A 16,805-nucleotide genomic window follows, 5' to 3' on the forward strand; every position below is an offset into this window, starting at 1 on the left:
GACCTACAGGCCGAGGACGTCGTGCATGGAGTAGAGGCCGGGGGCCCGGCCCGGGAGCCACGCGCTGGCGCGTACCGCGCCGCGCGCGAACGACATGCGACTGGACGCCTTGTGCGTGATCTCGATGCGCTCGCCGTCCGCTGCGAACAGCACGGTGTGATCACCAACGACATCGCCAGCGCGCACGGTCGCAAAACCGATCGTCTCGCGCGCACGCGCCCCGGTATGCCCTTCGCGCCCGTAGACCGCCACCTGCTCCAGGTCGCGCCCGAGCGCCTTCGCCACCACCTGCCCCATGCTGAGCGCGGTACCCGAGGGCGCATCGACCTTGTGGCGGTGGTGCGCTTCGATGATCTCGATGTCGACCGTATCGCCCAGCGCCCGCGCGGCGATGTCGAGCAGGCGCAAACAGAGATTCACGCCGGTGCTGAAATTCGACGACATGCACAGCGGCACCGCACGTGCTGCCGCGTGTACCGCCTCGAGCTGCGTTGCGTCGAACCCCGTGGTGCCGACGACCAGCGCGCGCCCGCTGGCTGCACACAGGCGCGCGTTGAGCACGCTCGCTGCCGGGGCGCTGAAGTCGATCAGCACGTCGAAGGCGTCGATCACTTCGTCGAGCGACGCGACCACGCGCACACCGTTACGCCCCAAACCGGCCAGCTCACCGGAGTCAGCGCCGAGCAGCGTGCTGTCGGGGCGCTCGATCGCGGCGGTGAGCGTGGTGTCGGGGTTCTGCGCGACGGCCTCGATCAGGGTCTTGCCCATGCGCCCTGCGGCACCGTTCACGGCGATTCGCGTCATCGGGGGTCTCCGTCGAAGCCGGTGCGTCAGGGTTTCATTTCGTCGAAGAACGCCTTCACGCCTTCGAACCAGGAACTGCGCCGCGGCGAGTGCTTGTGACTCGATTCGCTGAGGGACACCTGCAGCTCGTGCAGCAATTCTTTCTGCCGCTTGTTCAGGTTGACCGGGGTCTCCACGGCAACGCGGCACATCAGGTCACCGACGGTACCGCCGCGCACCGGTTTCACACCCTTGCCGCGCAGGCGGAACATCTTGCCGGTCTGTGTTTCGGCCGGAATGCGCAGCTTGACGCGCCCCTCCAGAGTCGGTACCTCGATCTCGCCGCCCAGCGCGGCGTCGGCGAAGCTGATCGGGACCTCGCAGTACAGGTTCTTGCCGTCGCGTTCGAAGATCGAGTGCGAGCGCACCGAAACCTGTACGTAGAGATCGCCGGGTGGGCCGCCCTCGGGGCCTGCCTCGCCTTCGCCTGCAAGACGAATGCGGTCTCCGGTATCCACGCCGGCAGGGATCTTGACCGACAGCGTCTTCTGGCGTTCGACGCGTCCACGACCATGGCAGCCCGGGCAGGGATCCTTGATCGACTTGCCCTTGCCGCGACACTGCGGGCAGGTCTGCTGCACCGAAAAGAAGCCCTGCTGCATGCGGATCTGGCCAGCGCCGCCGCAGGTCGTGCAGGTCGTGGGTGAGCTGCCGCGACGGGCACCACTGCCCTTGCACTCGTCGCAGTTCTCGAGCGCGGGCACGCGGATCTTGATCGTGGCGCCCTGGACGGCGTCTTCGAGGTCGATTTCGAGGTTGTAGCGCAGGTCGGCGCCGCGCTGGGGGCCGCTGCGTGCACGTCCACCGCCGCTGCCACCGAAAATATCACCGAACACGTCGCCAAAGATGTCGGCAAAGCTGGCGCCACCACCCGCGCCGAAGCCGCCGAAACCACCGGGGCCACCCTGGCCGTCGACCGCTGCGTGCCCGAACTGGTCGTACGCGGTCTTCTTCTCCGGATCGGACAGCACCGAGTAGGCTTCGTTGGCTTCCTTGAATTTCTCTTCGGCAGCCTTGTCATCCGGATTGCGGTCCGGGTGATGTTTCATCGCGATGCGTCGGTAGGCCTTCTTGATTTCGGCCTCGTCGGCACCGCGATCGACGCCCAGCACCTCGTAGTAGTCTCGTTTCGCCATCGTCGGGTTCCAGAAGAAAATGTCGGCATGAATGCCGACCTACATTGCACCATCGGCAGGCACCGATTGTCGGCATGAATGCCGACCTACATTGCACCATCGGCATGCACCGATTGTCGGCATGAATGCCGACCTACAACGACACATCGTCGGCATGAATGCCGACCTACGGCGGATGTAGGTCGGGTTTCAACCCGACGAATGCGGGTCGGGATTCAACCCGACGGGTGCCGATCCAAATCCCCGCCGGCAGGAATGCCGACCTACGTGGGTCGGATTTCAATCCGACATTCCTGTCGGCATGAATGCCGACCTACTTGTCCTTGACCTCCTCGAACTCGGCGTCGACGACGTCGTCACGCTTGGGCTGCTCGGCCTGCTCCGCGCCTGCGGACTGGGCACCGCCGCCAGCGGCGCTCTGCGCCTGCTCGGAATACAGCCGCTCGGCGAGCGCCGCGGAGGCGTCGGTGAGCGCCTCGCACTTCTTCTCGATCAGCTCGACGTCGTCTGACTTCAGCGCCTCCTCGACTTCCTTGATCGCTGCCTCGATGCGCGACTTCTCGTCCGCCTGCACCTTGTCGGCGGCGTCCTTCAGCGTCTTGTTGACCGCATGCACCATACCGTCGGCCTTGTTGCGCGCTGCAACCAGCTCCTCGAACTTCTTGTCCTCGGCCGCGTGTGCTTCGGCGTCACGCACCATCTTGTCGATCTCGGACTCGGACAGGCCACTGGAGGCCTTGATCACGATCGACTGCTCCTTGCCGGTCGCCTTGTCCTTCGCCGAGACGTGCAGGATGCCGTTGGCGTCGATGTCGAACGTGACCTCGATCTGCGGCACGCCGCGCGGCGACGGCGGGATATCGGCAAGGTCGAAGCGACCCAGCGACTTGTTGTCGCTCGCCTTCTTGCGCTCGCCCTGCACCACGTGGATGGTCACCGCAGTCTGGCCGTCGTCCGCGGTCGAGAACACCTGCGACTTGCGGGTCGGGATGGTGGTGTTCTTCTCGATCAGCGGGGTAGCCACGCCACCCAGCGTTTCGATGCCGAGCGTGAGCGGGGTCACGTCGAGCAGCAGCACGTCCTTCACGCCGCCCGAAAGCACGGCGCCCTGGATCGCGGCACCGACGGCGACCGCCTCGTCCGGGTTCACGTCCTTGCGCGGCTCCTTGCCGAAGAAGGCCTTGACCTTCTCCTGCACCAGCGGCATGCGCGTCTGGCCACCGACGAGGATCACGTCCTGGATCTGCGCGGCACTCTTGCCGGCGTCCTTCAGTGCGATGCGCACCGGTTCAAGCGTGCGCTCGACGAGGTCCTCGACCAGCGATTCGAGCTTGGCACGCGAGAGCTTCACGACGAGGTGCTTCGGCCCGGTGGCGTCCGCCGTGATGTACGGCAGGTTGACTTCGGTCTGCTGGCTCGACGACAGCTCGATCTTCGCCTTCTCGGCCGCCTCCTTCAGGCGCTGCATCGCCAGCGGATCGCCTTTCAGCGAGATGCCGTTCTCCTTGCGGAACTCCTCCGCGAGGTACTCGATCAGGCGCATGTCGAAGTCTTCGCCGCCGAGGAAGGTGTCACCGTTCGTGGACAGCACCTCGAACTGCTTCTCGCCGTCGACGTCGGCGATCTCGATGATCGAGATATCGAACGTTCCGCCACCCAGGTCGTAGACCGCAATCAGGTGATCACCCGGGCCCCTGTCCATGCCGAAGGCGAGCGCCGCCGCGGTCGGCTCGTTGATGATGCGCTTGACCTCGAGGCCCGCGATGCGCCCGGCGTCCTTGGTGGCCTGGCGCTGCGAGTCGTTGAAGTAGGCAGGCACCGTGATGACCGCCTCGGTCACCGGCTCGCCGAGGTAGTCCTCGGCCGTCTTCTTCATCTTCTTCAGCACCTGCGCCGAAATCTGCGGCGGCGCCATCTTCTGGCCCTTCGCCTCGAGCCAGGCGTCACCGTTGTCGGCCTTCACGATCGCATAAGGCACCATCTTGATGTCTTTCTGCACGACGTCGTCGCTGAAGCGACGCCCTACCAGGCGCTTGATCGCATACAGCGTGTTCTTCGGGTTGGTGACCGCCTGGCGCTTCGCGGACTGTCCGACCAGCACCTCACCGTCATCCGTGTACGCGACGACCGACGGCGTGGTGCGCGTCCCTTCGGCGTTCTCGATGACCTTCGGCTTGCCGCCCTCCATGATCGCTACGCAGGAGTTCGTGGTGCCGAGGTCGATTCCGATAATTTTGCCCATCTTGGTTCTCCGTTTGCCCGTCGCGCGGGGCGGCTACAGTAGCCGAACCGCCCGAATTAATCTAACAGCCGACTCTTAATATTGGCGCGCCCGGCGCCGTTTCAAGCCCTCAGGCGGTGGTATCCACATGCGCCGTGGGCGGCCGGGCGACCACGACCATCGCCGCGCGCACCAGGCGGCCGTTCAGCGTGTAGCCCTTCTGCATCACCGCCACCACGCTGTTCGGCGCGGCACCCGGTGATTCGATCATCGACATCGCCTCGTGCAGCTCGGGGTTGAACGGCTGCCCGACGGGGTCGACCACCGCAACGTCGAACTTCTGCAGCACGTCGAGAAACGAGCGGTGCGTGAGCTCCACGCCATCGAACAGCGAACGCGTCGCCTCGTCGGCACCGTTCATCGCAGCCAGCGCACGCTCGAGGTTGTCGATCACCGGCAACAGGGCGCCGGTGAAACGTTCGAGCGCGAACTTGCGTGCGTTCTCCACGTCGCGCTCGGCACGGCGGATCATGTTCTGCGCCTCGGCCTGCACGCGCAGCATGCGGTCCTCGGTGGCCAGCAACTGTTCGCGCATGCCGGCCAGTTCGGCGTCCGTATCCGGTGCGTCCGTCGCTTGCGCTGCCTGCGGGTTCTCCCCGCCCGTCACCCCCGCTTGTGGCGTTTCGTTCTGCGCCGCGCCATTGCCGGCGTTCTGCCTGTTTTCCTCTGCCGTCACGATGCCCCCCGTCCGTCATTTGAAAGCTGCTCCTGCCACATGGGGGTGACATGCAGCCATTTCAAGCGCAGCGGTCGGGATGCGCAGCCATCGCGCTGGAATCGATCGTGACTTTTCACTGCTTCCTCATCCGCGCGGATGATGCGCCCTCATCCGCACGGATACATCCTTGGCCGTATGCGAATCCCGGCAGAGGCACGACACGCTGCGCTCCGGGGGGATTTGCCCTTACCATACGGACTCACCAGACCAACAACAGGAGAAGCGTCATGCGGTTCGGATTCCACATGTTCATGGTTCCCCCGTCGGAGCATCAGGAGATCGCCCGCACCGCCGACGCCTGGGGCTGGGACAGCGTCCAGGTGGCCGACGCGCCCTTCTTCCCGGAAAAGGTGTCCGTTCCCTACCCCTATACGCCGGATGGTTCGCGCTTCTGGCCGCTCGACGTCGAGGTGCTCGATCCGTGGATCGCGATCACCAACATGGCGGCCGTCACGCGCCGCATCCGCTTCCTGCCTTCGGTGCTCAGGCTGGCGATCCGCCAGCCGTTGCTCGAAGCGAAGAACCTGTTCTCGGTAGCTGCCGTCGCCAATGACCGGCTTGCCGTGGGAGTGGGCCTGGCGTGGATGCCGGAAGAGTTCAAATGGCTCGGCCAGGACATGAAGACCCGCGGCGCCCGCCAGGACGAAGCGATCCAGATCATCCGCCTGCTGATGCAAGGCGGTTTCCAGGAATTCCACGGCGAGCACTACGATTTCGACCGCCTGATCATGGCCCCGGTCCCGAAGAAGCCGATCCCGATCTACGTGGGCGGCACGACCCCGCCGGCGCTGAAGCGCGCCGCGCGCCTTGGCGACGGCTGGGTCAGCGTGATCCACAACAAGGAGGACGTGCCGGGTGTGCTGGCTGAACTGAACGGTTACCGGCGCGAATACGGGCGCGAGAACCTGCCCTTCGACATCATGATGCACTGTCCGAATGCCGATTCCCTCGACGATATCCGCCGCCTGGAAGACATGGGAGTCACCGATCTGCAGGCGACCCCGTGGAGCATGCCCGGCATTCTGGCCGAGATGGGCGTTGGCACGATCATGCAGCAGCAGCCGTCGCTCGAGGTGAAGCTGGACGCCATCAAACACTACGCGGACCGGGTCATCGCGAAGCTGTAGCCGGGAGCGCTGCGGCTCAGGAGGAGCGCAGCGCGGCCGTCAGCATGCGGGCGGTGACGTCGACGACCGGGATCACGCGGTCGTAGGCCATGCGCGTGGGGCCGATCACGCCGATCACGCCGACCGTGCGCCCGCCTTCCTGGTACGGTGCGGTCACCAGGCTGAAGTCGACCAGCGGTTCATAGTCCGCCTCTTCGCCGATGAAGATCTGCACGCCGTCGGCACGAGCGCTGCGCTCCATCAGGTGCAGGATGTCCTTCTGCTGCTGGAACGCCTCGAACAGTTCGCGCAGCCGCGCCATGTTGGCAGCAGATGCCGCATCCAGCAGGTGTGACTGCCCGGCAACCACATAACCGGCATCCTTCTTGTTTTCATCGGTTGCCAGCGCCCGGCTGGCGAGGTCCATCGCCGCCTCGAGCAGGCTGTCGATCGTCTCACGCGTGTTGCGCAGCGTATTCAGCAGCGCGTCGCGGATCGACGCCAGGCCGTGCCCGGAGAAATGCGCATTGACGAAATTCGCGGCGACACGCAGTTCGTGCTCTTCGTATTCGCGTTCGGTGTGGATGATGCGGTTCTGCACCTCCTTCTCGTTCAGCACCAGGATCACCAGCACGCGCGATCCCGCGAGCGGCAGGAATTCGACGTGGCGCAACGTGACCTCGTCCTGCCGTGGCACCGTGACCAGCCCTGCCTGATGGGTGATGACCGACAGCAGGTTCGAGGTGGCGGCCAGCAGCTCGGCCGTGGTCTTGTCAGAGCCGAGCTGGGCCTTCAGCGCCTGGATCTCCTCGTGCAGCATCGGCTGCATCGTGACCAGACCGTCGATGAAGAAGCGGTAGCCCTTTGCGGTGGGAATGCGTCCGGCCGAGGTGTGCGGCGTGGCAACGTAACCGCGGTTCTCGAGATCGGCCATCAGCGCACGCACGGTGGCCGGACTCACCGCCACGCCGCTGTGCTGCACCAGCGTGCGCGAACCGACGGGCTGACCCGCACGGATATAAAGCCCCACGAGGGTGCGCAGCAACACCTGCTGGCGTTCGGAAATCGGCACACCGCTCATCGCCACAGGCACCTCTGTACACAGCCACCCCGGAGATCGTCATGGATTCTAGCATCGCACCCGCGTGATTCGGGTGCATCACGACGCACGCCACGATGCACGCCCTGTCACCGTGCCCTGTCACCGTGCACCGTTCGCGGTTATGTTTCGCGGCGGCTCCGCGCTACCATTCACCAAGTCACCCTGCCCCCGAGGCCAACCCAGCGGCGCAACCGATGCTGCATCACCTCTCGATCCGCAACTACACCCTGATCCCGGCGCTCGATCTCGATCTGGACGAGGGACTGACGGTCGTCACCGGAGAAACCGGAGCCGGCAAGTCGATCGTGCTCGACGCCCTCGGACTCGCACTCGGCAACCGTGCCGATTCACGCGCGATCCGCGCCGGTGCCGAACGACTGGAAGTCAGTGCGAGCTTCGACCTCCGCGACACCCCTGCGGCAGCCGCGTGGCTCGCCGAGCGCGAACTCGACGATGCCGGCGAATGCCAGTTGCGCCGCGTCGTGACCCGCGACGGACGCAGCCGCGCGTGGATCAACGGTCGCCCGGCCACGCTGCAGGACATCAAGGAACTCGGCGACCTGCTGGTCGACATCCACGGGCAGCACGAGCATCACTCGCTGCTGGCACGCGCGTCCCAGCAGCGGCTCATGGACGAATACGGCGAACACCTGCCGCTGTTGCGCCATGTATCGGCGGCGTGCGGTGCTTGGCGCGCGAGCCACGACGAACTCGCCTCACTGCGCACCAGCAGTCGCGAGCGCGAGGACCGGGCACGGTTGCTGGCGTATCAGCTCGGGGAGCTGGACGAACTCGCGCTGGCGCCGAACGAATGCGAGGCGCTGGAGCAGGAACAACGCCTGCTGGCCAACGCGGGTGAAATCACGCACACGATCGCTGCAGTGCTCGCGCTGTGCGAAGGCGACGGCGACGGTGGCCTGCTGTCGGGGTTGCGGCGTGCCTGTACCACGATGCACGGGCTCGGCGAACTCGGCGAGCAAGCCGACAGTGCACGCCAGTTGCTCGAGTCTGCGCATATCCAGGTCGACGAGGCGCGCCGCGAACTGCAGTCGCTGGCGGAGCGTCTCGAAGCCGACCCGCAGCGACTGGCCGAGGTGGAAGCACGGCTGTCGGCAATTTATACCGCCGCGCGCAAGCATCGCGTTGCAGCGACGGCATTGCCGGCATTGCGCGACGAGATGCACCGCGAGGTGCAGGGGCTGCAAGGATCGGACGAGCGCATCGCAGAACTCGAGACGCAGGAACACGCGCGGCGCACCGCGTGGAAAGCACTGGCAGACGAGCTGAGTGCAGCGCGCGCGGTGACCGCCGGGCGCATCGCGCTGCAGGTCGGCGAACAACTGGCGTTCCTCGGCATGGAGAACTGCCGCTTCAGCGTGGCGATCCGGCCGCTGGCAGACCCGGATCCGACGCCGGCGGGTGCCGAGCAGATCGAGTTCCTGGTGGCGACGAATCCCGGTGCAGCGCCCGATGCGCTCGCGCGCGTGGCGTCGGGTGGGGAGCTCTCGCGCATCAGCCTCGCGATCCAGGTCATCATCGCCAGTCGCGCGACGACGCCGACGGTGATCTTCGACGAAGTCGACGTGGGCATCGGCGGCGCAACGGCCGATGCAGTGGGCAAATTGCTGCAGACGCTGGCCGCGCGCATCCAGGTGATCTGCGTGACGCACCTGCCGCAGGTGGCGGCACGCGGCACGCAGCACCTGCGCGCGATGAAACGCAGCGACGGCGAATCGACCGCTGCCGAGCTGCAGCACCTCGATGACGAGGAACGCGTGGAAGAGCTCGCGCGCATGCTCGGTGCCAGCACGATCACGCGCAAGACCACGGCGCACGCGCGCGAGATGCTCGAGGCCGCACGCTAGATCGGTACCGCCAACCCGGATCGCGGAGGATCCGCGTCGGCGCGTGGCTGGGTCAGGAAGGATTCTCGCGCACGTACAGCACCAGGCTGTGACCCACCAGTTCGAAACCATGTTCGGCAACGATCGCGCGCTGCCGTGCTTCGATCTCGTCGTCGTGGAACTCGACGACGCGGCCGGTATCGACGCACACGATGTGATCGTGGTGTCCACCGCGCGCCAGCTCGAACACCGAATGACCACCTTCGAAATTGTGACGCTCGACCAGCCCGGCCGATTCGAATTGCGTGAGCACGCGATAGACGGTCGCGAGACCGACGTCTTCCCCTGCTTCGAGCAACGCGCGGTAGACGTCCTCCGCACTCATGTGCTGGCTGGCCGGCGGGCGCGACATAAGCATCTGCAGAATCTTCAGGCGCGGAGCCGTCACCTTGAGCCCGGCCTTCTTGAGTCGACTGCTTTCCATCACTGCTTTCCTGTCGATCGGCCCCTGACGGGACCCGGGGATGCAAAGCACCCGATTGCTATGGGAGAATGCGCCCGCGAGGATGCGCTTCACGATACTGGAACAGTTTTTTCAATGCAAAGACTTACGGTTGTTGCCCTGCTCTGCATGACGCTGGCCGGTTGCGGCGGTGTTCGCCTCGGCTTTCCGGGTGTTTACCGCATCGATGTCGCACAGGGCAACATCGTCACGCAGGACATGATCGACAAGCTCAAGCCCGGCATGACGAAGCGCCAGGTGCGATTCGTGATGGGCACGCCGCTGGTGATCGACACCTTCGCACCCGATCGCTGGGACTATGTCTACCGCTACGCACGGGCCGGTGAACCGGAAACGGAAGAACGCGCCAGCCTGTTCTTCGAGAACGACGTGCTCACGCGCATCAGCGGCACGCTCGCTCCATCCGCAACCGGCGACACGCAAGCCGGGCAGGAAACGGACGAACCCTGAAGACTGCTCAATCCCTGGTTGAAGCTGCCTTGCGCGCTCGCGCCTTGCGCGCGTCCTTCGGATCGGCACGCAACGGCCTGTAGATCTCCACGCGCTCGCCGTTTTCGAGCACCTGCGTGCGCGGGTTCGCCACTGCTTTGCCGAAGATGCCCAGCTTAGCAGTCGCCAGGTCGATGCCGTCGAACATCGAGGCGATTCCCGAACGCTCGGCCGCATCGAACACCGTCGTTCCAGGCGGAACCTCGAGCACGACGATGCGCTGGCGTTCAGGAAGCGCGTAGGCGACCTCGACGCGAATGCACCCTTCCATTTCAGCGCTCACCATAGACCTGCCTTGCACGTCGGCACAGCGCATCGACCAGGGTGTTGGCCATCGAATCGAACAGTTTGCGAGCAGCGCGTCCGGCGAGCACGTTGCGCATGCGAAACGCCAGATACAGGCTGACCTTGCAGGCGTCGTCACGCAGCGCCTCGAAACCCCACAAACCCTCGAAGCTGTCGAAAGGCCCTTCGACGAGTTCAAGTCGGATATGCCCGGGCTCGATGAGGTTGCGCGTCGTGAAGCTCTGGCGGATACCGGCCTTCGCCAGATGCAGACGTGCCTCGACCGCGGTATCGGTGCGTACGAGCACCTCGACGCCGACGCAACCGTCCATGAAGCTGGGATACGACTCGATGTCGTTCACCAGATCGAACATCGCCGGCGCGGGGTAGAGCAGCAGGGCGCTGCGTTCGATGCGGGTAGTCATTCTCCTGGGTCGGCTGCTGGCGTGGACGGCCGGCACTATAAAGCCTGTGCAGCGGGTGGCACAAACCGGGGCGGCGGGCGTGCGTGCTAGAATCCGCGCCCCTTCACGCGTGCCTGGGCAAACGATGAGCAGGAAGAAGGCGGGAACGGGCAGCACCACGATTGCCCTCAACCGCAAGGCCGGATTCGACTACTTCATCGAGGAGCGCTTCGAGGCCGGAATCGTGCTCGAAGGCTGGGAAGTGAAGAGCCTGCGTGCCGGCCGCGCACAACTGGTAGACAGCTACGTGCTGCTGAAGGACGGCGAGGCATGGCTGCTCGGCGCGCGTATCGAACCGCTGCCGAGTGCGAGCACCCACTTCGTTACCAGCCCCGATCGCACCAGGAAACTGCTGCTGAACCAGCGCGAACTTTCGAAGCTGTTCGCGGGAGTGCAACGTGAGGGATACACCGCGGTGTGCACGGCGCTGTACTGGAAACGCCACCTCGTGAAGTGCGAGATTGCGCTCGCCAAAGGCAAGAAGCAGCACGACAAGCGCGCAACCGAAAAAGACCGCGACTGGGCGCTACAGAAGCAGCGCCTGTCCCGGCATGCCAAATAGACACGCGAACTTTCATCGCAACGGGTGTCCAACTCAGCCGACGCGACGTGCTAAGCTGCCCGCGTTCGACGACACACGAGTTTACGGGGGCGTTTTGGATTCGACGCCGGTTACGAAACCCGATGTGCATGCCGAGACGGCAACTGGTCTCGTAAATCCTTAGTTGCAAACCATAGTTGCCAACGACGACAACTACGCACTCGCTGCTTAATACCCAGTAGGGTGCCGTCTGACCGGAGCCGCGCCTGCGCGTCCGGGCTCTTCGGAGCACTCAGGCGTCATATCTCGCAGGATCGCGCTGAAGCTCGCCCGGGGCCGATGCGTTAAAACCCACCGGGATCGCCACTTCGATTGCCCTGTCGGCCGGGCAGCGAAGGGTTAAAGAAAATAGACCTGACTAAGCATGTAGAGCAGAAGGCAGAGGACTGACGGACGCGGGTTCAACTCCCGCCGCCTCCACCATAATGTGAAATCCCAACCCTTATCCGGTTGGGATTTTTTTTGCCCGTTCCCCCTGTGTTGGCGCGGTTTCCGGCCGTGTCCTCTTGAGCATGGCCCTCCGGAAGTCGCCGTTCCCGGCGGACTTTTCGCCCTTTTCCTCTCTCTGTTCTCTGCTGCCCTCTTGAGCATTCAAGGCTCGAAGTCGTGTGTTGGCGCGGGTTTGCGGGCCATCGGTTTGCTTCTTCGCTTGCTCTAGCGGGCGCGACCGAGACAGCGAATGGCGCAAAAAAACCGCCTTGCGGCGGCGGGTCGGCGCGGCACGGGTATCAGCGCCAGCCTGCCACCAGCGCCTCACGTTGGGCCAGCCAGGACGCCGACAACTTGCCGCGCAGCAACTGGCTGACACCCACCTCGAGGCGTCCCAAGGCGATGGCATCGATCAGGTCGGGGGCCAGTTGCGCCAGTCGGCTCATCTTGCTCGCTTGGCCGAGGTCGATGCCTTCGGCCGCCGCGATCTCGGTCATCGAGCTGAACCGTCCTTCGTCCAGCAGGCGCTGCCAGTGGTGCGCGAGGCCGAGCGCCCGCATAAAGGGGGTGTCCTGCGCCATCTCGCGCACCTGCCGCTCACGGAGGGCCTCGTCCAGGAATTCTTGCGGCGCGTCCAGCGGCGTGATGACCTGCTTTTTCAGGCCCCGGCGCACCAGTGTCCAGGGCAGGAAAGTTTCCATCTGCACGCCGCCAGCAGGCAGCGGCGTCTGGTAAGTCACTGGGTCGCCCTTGGCGTGGCCGCGATGCTTCTTGCTCACACATTTTCCTCAAAACTGGCCATGAGCTGGCGCTGGGCGTGCCAGTCGACCATCAGGCGGTTTCGCTGAAACCACATCAGCGTCAACCGCCGTGGCTGCTTGCCCGCCATGAACTGCTCGATGATGTCGGGGGCCAGCAGGGTCAGTCGCAGCAGTTCGTTGACCACCGAGTGGTGCAGCTTCTCGGCGCGGGCGATGGCCGACCCGCTCTGCATCGCGCCGGTGTCCAGCAGGTGCTGCCAGTAGAAGGCCCGTGCCACACCGTCGAGCAGTGTCACGTCGTGGATGTGCCGGTCGTCGGCAGCCACGCGTTGGACGCCCCGCCGCCCGAGGCTGCTGGCGAGCCAGAACACCATCTTCGCCGTGGATGGGCTTCCACAAACGCATACAGTCCACGGCCGCGCCCTCGCCTCGACGACCAACGAGGCCATCACCGAGGTCGACGGCAAGAAGCACCGGGTCCGTCGACGCTGTCGAACGTGCGCGCAGCTCATACCGAGCAGAACAAGGTCAGCGCCATGACCGCGCGACCAGTTTCGAGGAGCGACAGGATGATGCAGAGGGCGGACTACCTTGATTCCGGTGAAGGGACGGTGACGCGCAGTGATGGCATCACCGCATTGACGGATTTCATTGAGCGCTCAGGAACTTAAAACCACGACGCTGGCTGAATCGGTTCTCCGCAGCGATTTTCGCCATCAGTAGCATCACAACCGTTAGAATCTGATACGGCAGGAGACGGTTGATGCCTGACCGATCACTGACAAGAGCTTCGACAAAAGCTCGGCGGCTGCCCGCAATGACGATTTGAGGCTCCGGCGGAAGGCAAGCTTCGAAACCGAGGAGCTGGGAAGCCGCAACGTAACGCCCGAAAAGGAGGCGGACGGTAAAGGGTGAAACTTGTCGGTTTGTAGTCAGCTCCGCCTGTGAGACTGAGGATTTGAACCTTCTGGTGTTTTCTTTGTATTGCAATAAGTTACAAAGCGCACAGTGTCCAGATCGCGCTCACCCGAACGCCTTTTCTCCTGATTCAAGCCTATTCTAAGCCGTTCTCGCCGCTCATACCAACGTTGTGCCGATCGGCGTGAGATCGGTGCTGCTTGACGCCGGCTCCGCGAGGTGGCCTTGACGGATGGGCCTGAGGTGCGGATAAACAATTCCGGTCGCGCGTTTAGACAGTTAGTCCCGGAACTTCTTCAGGAGACGGTAAATTGCCTGCGCAGCGACGTGGAAAAGAAAGCGACCGTTCTCAAATTTCTGCGAAGCACGTCTCGACGATTGCGGTGAAATCCGTGCGAAGCGACTGTTGGCTATGAGCTTGTGGAGCGCCAGTAGCGCTGGCCGTGCACGCTCTGGCTTTCCGTCCGTTACCCGCAGGCAATCGTGATGACGATACAACCGTGTTCAAAGAGAAAGATGACCTGAGCGCCGCGAGATCGCCGTCCAGACCGAGCGTATCTTACGTAGTGACGCAAGATCCCTTCATGGCCGTGCGTTCGTCGAAGGGATGATGGCGTGCTTCGCGAAAGCAGAAACCATAAAACATGAACGCCAGCCGTTAACGAACGGGCCAGCGTCGGCTCATCGAAGAAGATCGCGATGCTGCTCGACCGGAACAGCCAGACAGAGCGTTCCGTCCGGATTGCGGTGGTCATAGTTGGTGCCGATACGGCCACCCGTCTCCCCAACGCGCGGCAGCGTGTCGGGAAGTGCTCGGGATCGTCGCTCTATATCGAAGCAGTCCTGATCGTCTCGAGTCCATCGGCAGACGCCTTGAAAGGTAACGCGCCGGATAGCACAGTTTCATTTTCACGATCGGTGACGTCGCGAGCCCCTTGTGGACGGCGACAAGCTCAGCAACTTGTTTTGCACATCCCTCTGTCAATCCGCTTCCGGTTATGGCGGACTGGTGATGTGAATGCGGGGCGGTGTGTCGACCACGGGCTCCGGCGGCAGCAGAGTATCCAAGTGTATGCTACCGCTGCTGCCCCCAGAGAGCGCAGCCAAGTTGTTTTTGAGCAGGCGGGGATTTGTCTCACCGAGGATGTGACAAGGTCCTTATGGAGGGCATCCACCAGCAAAGAACGCATGCACGTGCGGGTTATCATGCCAGCGGTCGGCGAAGTTCATCCGCTGACAGGGTTTCCGATATACCACGTGCCGTCTGCGCGACGCTGGATGAGCCCATCGCCGCCACCGTCGGTTCAACGGCCCCGCTCTCGACGAGTGCTGCATGCGGAGCTTGGCGATGAATCCCCGACAGAGCTGAGTAGTCGTCCGGCTGTTGCCGGAAAAGATGCGCTGCGAGCGTGGTGACGATAATCGAGATCGGCGCGTAGTCGATGCGGTCATGATCATTGAGCGCAGGTCACGATGCCGCTTCATGAGCTGAATTGAACGTTGGAGCGGTGCGGACTAACTGGTCCGGAACCTCGTCGATACTGGCATAGACCAGCGATTCCCGGCGCTGGATGGTTTTGCTGCTGAAGGCAACGCGTTGGAAGGCGGTTGCGTTCTTGCGGTCAACCAGTTCCCAGCCACGGGATTGCTGGCGACCAAGCGTAGGTGTTGGCTGTCTTATCGGTGATCGCGATCGCGGTGTCCAGAAGCCCCCGTATCAGGGACAGCAGGCAGAACATCCAGATGGAAGCCCACGCCATCCTGCTCGGCGTATTCCAGTGTCCGCCAGCACCGGCCTCGAATCAGAAGCTTCCGGTACGTCCGTGCTCCCGGAGACGGTCGACCATCGCCTGACGGCCCTCGGTGTAGTCGGCCCTTTGGGTCGCCAACTCACAGACGAGGTCAATATCGTAGCTCGCCTCGATCCCGTCACGGATGGGGCGCGTGACGGTTCCAGCCGAAACGATCCTTGCACGCATATACTGGGCCTGCCGTGGTAATCGGATACTCCCGTCTTCGAGCCAGCGCCCCACGGCCTGATTCTCCACGGCGTCCTGATACTTGCTGGGCGGGATGTCAATCTCGCGCGCGATCGTTCGGAGAAACGCAGAATACTTCCGACATCGATAGTCATATGGGCACCCCCTGTTGATGCCTTCTCCGGCTCCTGATCCAGCACATAAACCGACGAATGCCCCTGCCGGCTGCTGAATATGAAGAACACGGGATCGAGAACCGGTTGCCGATCGCGTGCGAAGGAACAGCCCAACCCCTTGAGGTCCTGAAATACACGCGTGCCATCCATCTTGTAGGCGCTAGTGGGGACTGTGTGGTTGATGCGATGTATGGCCGCCCGTTCATGCTCGTGGCCGGTGAGCAGCTATGATTCCTCGGGCTGTGCGACTGCCCGTCCATAAACAGCTTGATGACTTTGGAACCGAGTGTTCCGATGCGGCCCCTTCCGGATTGTGTAAGTCTCTTCCGAGCAGCCGAGACTAAGGACGGGAGGGATTCGCCCGCCAGCCCAGCATCGTGATCGCCTCGACAACAGCCAAGGCTGTGGGTTATTCGCCACGTGCCGCCGTCCGTCAGCCCAACAGCGTGTTGCGTGACGTGCTGCCGAAAAGTAAGTCGGCGCCGCTGCTGTCCAACGCCGCATCGACAGCGAAGATCTGTGTCGTTGTGAAGGCGCGATGATGTGCGGTCTTGTAGATGTAGACAGACCGCGCCACTGGATTCCATGCAGGGATAAGGAGGCTGTGGCCGCATCGCCGATCCGCTTGTCGCCGAGTGTTTCTCCGTGGCGGTGCGCAGTGGCCCGGAATCGTGGGGTTTGTTCATGACGAGCTGACGACCGGCCGCAACTGTCCATAATGAAATCTGTGACCCGTCCGCGCCCCGGTCGAAAACTCCGACCCCGCTTTTCGTAGAGATCGAAGGTCCGAGGCGCGCAGCCCCATTGCTAGGCCAATGGCGATGATGCTGCCCGTGGAAGTGCTGCCCTATCAGGTCGGTACGACCCACCTGGCTGGCTACTTGCGGTGCTGTTCGCGACCAGCCAGAAAGGCGGTTGGAAACGTACCGAGGATTCCGCCCTGTCTATGCACAGGATGCAGCGTTCGGGCAGCGCTGTTTCTGTCCTCATCAGTCATACTTCGGCAGCCTTTCAGCCTCCTGCCTGACACTCAGAGCCCGCCTACGACGGCAGATTCCGAATTGCGTTTTTAAAGAGCGCCGGTCATCGCGGTGTATGCCTGCGCAGACGACGGGACACTAAATGGCGGTAGGACACTGAATTCGCTATA

General features: G+C 63.6%; 14 protein-coding genes and 1 other RNA gene. 5 read left to right on the forward strand and 10 right to left on the reverse strand.

Annotation, left to right across the window (positions count from 1 at the left end):
* Positions 1-3: 3 nt before the first annotated feature.
* The 4 genes from dapB to grpE all read right to left on the reverse strand — a co-directional run bounded on the left by dapB (position 4) and on the right by grpE (position 4,939).
* Positions 4-804 carry a 4-hydroxy-tetrahydrodipicolinate reductase gene (gene dapB / locus H7A12_14785; GenBank protein MCP5322065.1) on the reverse strand — a complete coding sequence of 267 codons (801 nt, stop codon included), beginning with the start codon at positions 802-804 and terminating at the stop codon, positions 4-6.
* A 26-nt stretch (positions 805-830) separates the two neighbouring features.
* Complete coding sequence (gene dnaJ, locus H7A12_14790; GenBank protein MCP5322066.1) at positions 831-1,979, reverse strand: molecular chaperone DnaJ; 1,149 nt, start codon at positions 1,977-1,979, stop codon at positions 831-833.
* 313 nt (positions 1,980-2,292) lie between these two features.
* Positions 2,293-4,221, reverse strand: coding sequence for a molecular chaperone DnaK (gene dnaK, locus H7A12_14795; GenBank protein MCP5322067.1), 1,929 nt, complete (start codon positions 4,219-4,221; stop codon positions 2,293-2,295).
* Between the two features lie 109 nt (positions 4,222-4,330).
* The gene (gene grpE / locus H7A12_14800) at positions 4,331-4,939 is read right to left on the reverse strand and encodes a nucleotide exchange factor GrpE (protein ID MCP5322068.1); all 609 of its coding nucleotides are present in this window, start codon (positions 4,937-4,939) and stop codon (positions 4,331-4,333) included.
* 266 nt (positions 4,940-5,205) lie between these two features.
* Here grpE and H7A12_14805 point away from each other — a divergent pair, with 266 nt between their 5' ends.
* On the forward strand, positions 5,206-6,105 hold the full coding sequence (locus H7A12_14805) for a TIGR03619 family F420-dependent LLM class oxidoreductase (protein MCP5322069.1): 900 nt from the start codon (positions 5,206-5,208) through the stop codon (positions 6,103-6,105).
* A gap of 16 nt (positions 6,106-6,121) precedes the next feature.
* On the opposite strand, the gene hrcA is transcribed toward H7A12_14805, so the two are convergent.
* A complete protein-coding gene (hrcA, locus tag H7A12_14810) occupies positions 6,122-7,165 on the reverse strand; it encodes a heat-inducible transcription repressor HrcA (protein MCP5322070.1) in 1,044 nt (347 codons plus the stop codon).
* A 215-nt stretch (positions 7,166-7,380) separates the two neighbouring features.
* Here hrcA and recN point away from each other — a divergent pair, with 215 nt between their 5' ends.
* On the forward strand, positions 7,381-9,051 hold the full coding sequence (gene recN, locus H7A12_14815; protein ID MCP5322071.1) for a DNA repair protein RecN: 1,671 nt from the start codon (positions 7,381-7,383) through the stop codon (positions 9,049-9,051).
* Between the two features lie 52 nt (positions 9,052-9,103).
* Here the strand turns inward: recN and fur are convergent, their stop codons facing one another.
* Positions 9,104-9,517 carry a ferric iron uptake transcriptional regulator gene (gene fur / locus H7A12_14820; GenBank protein MCP5322072.1) on the reverse strand — a complete coding sequence of 138 codons (414 nt, stop codon included), beginning with the start codon at positions 9,515-9,517 and terminating at the stop codon, positions 9,104-9,106.
* 111 nt (positions 9,518-9,628) lie between these two features.
* On the opposite strand from fur, the gene H7A12_14825 reads away from it, so the two are divergent.
* The gene (locus H7A12_14825; protein MCP5322073.1) at positions 9,629-10,003 is read left to right on the forward strand and encodes an outer membrane protein assembly factor BamE; all 375 of its coding nucleotides are present in this window, start codon (positions 9,629-9,631) and stop codon (positions 10,001-10,003) included.
* Positions 10,004-10,010: 7 nt separating this feature from the next.
* Here the strand turns inward: H7A12_14825 and H7A12_14830 are convergent, their stop codons facing one another.
* Both H7A12_14830 and H7A12_14835 read right to left on the reverse strand, forming a co-directional pair.
* Positions 10,011-10,313 carry an RnfH family protein gene (locus H7A12_14830; protein ID MCP5322074.1) on the reverse strand — a complete coding sequence of 101 codons (303 nt, stop codon included), beginning with the start codon at positions 10,311-10,313 and terminating at the stop codon, positions 10,011-10,013.
* A gap of 1 nt (position 10,314) precedes the next feature.
* On the reverse strand, positions 10,315-10,752 hold the full coding sequence (locus H7A12_14835) for a type II toxin-antitoxin system RatA family toxin (GenBank protein ID MCP5322075.1): 438 nt from the start codon (positions 10,750-10,752) through the stop codon (positions 10,315-10,317).
* Between the two features lie 124 nt (positions 10,753-10,876).
* Here H7A12_14835 and smpB point away from each other — a divergent pair, with 124 nt between their 5' ends.
* Positions 10,877-11,353 (forward strand): SsrA-binding protein SmpB, encoded by a 477-nt coding sequence (gene smpB, locus H7A12_14840; GenBank protein ID MCP5322076.1) that lies wholly within the window; start codon positions 10,877-10,879, stop codon positions 11,351-11,353.
* A gap of 85 nt (positions 11,354-11,438) precedes the next feature.
* Positions 11,439-11,815: a transfer-messenger RNA gene (ssrA, locus tag H7A12_14845) on the forward strand.
* 305 nt (positions 11,816-12,120) lie between these two features.
* Here the strand turns inward: ssrA and H7A12_14850 are convergent.
* Positions 12,121-12,600: a LacI family transcriptional regulator gene (locus tag H7A12_14850; protein ID MCP5322077.1), complete on the reverse strand. Its 480-nt coding sequence runs from the start codon at positions 12,598-12,600 to the stop codon at positions 12,121-12,123.
* Positions 12,597-12,956: a site-specific recombinase resolvase gene (locus H7A12_14855; protein ID MCP5322078.1), complete on the reverse strand. Its 360-nt coding sequence runs from the start codon at positions 12,954-12,956 to the stop codon at positions 12,597-12,599. The genes H7A12_14850 and H7A12_14855 overlap by 4 nt, the downstream gene beginning before the upstream one ends.
* Positions 12,957-16,805: the final 3,849 nt, after the last annotated feature.

This window comes from Pseudomonadales bacterium (assembly GCA_024234165.1).
Taxonomy (GTDB): Bacteria; Pseudomonadota; Gammaproteobacteria; order Pseudomonadales; family UBA5518; genus UBA5518.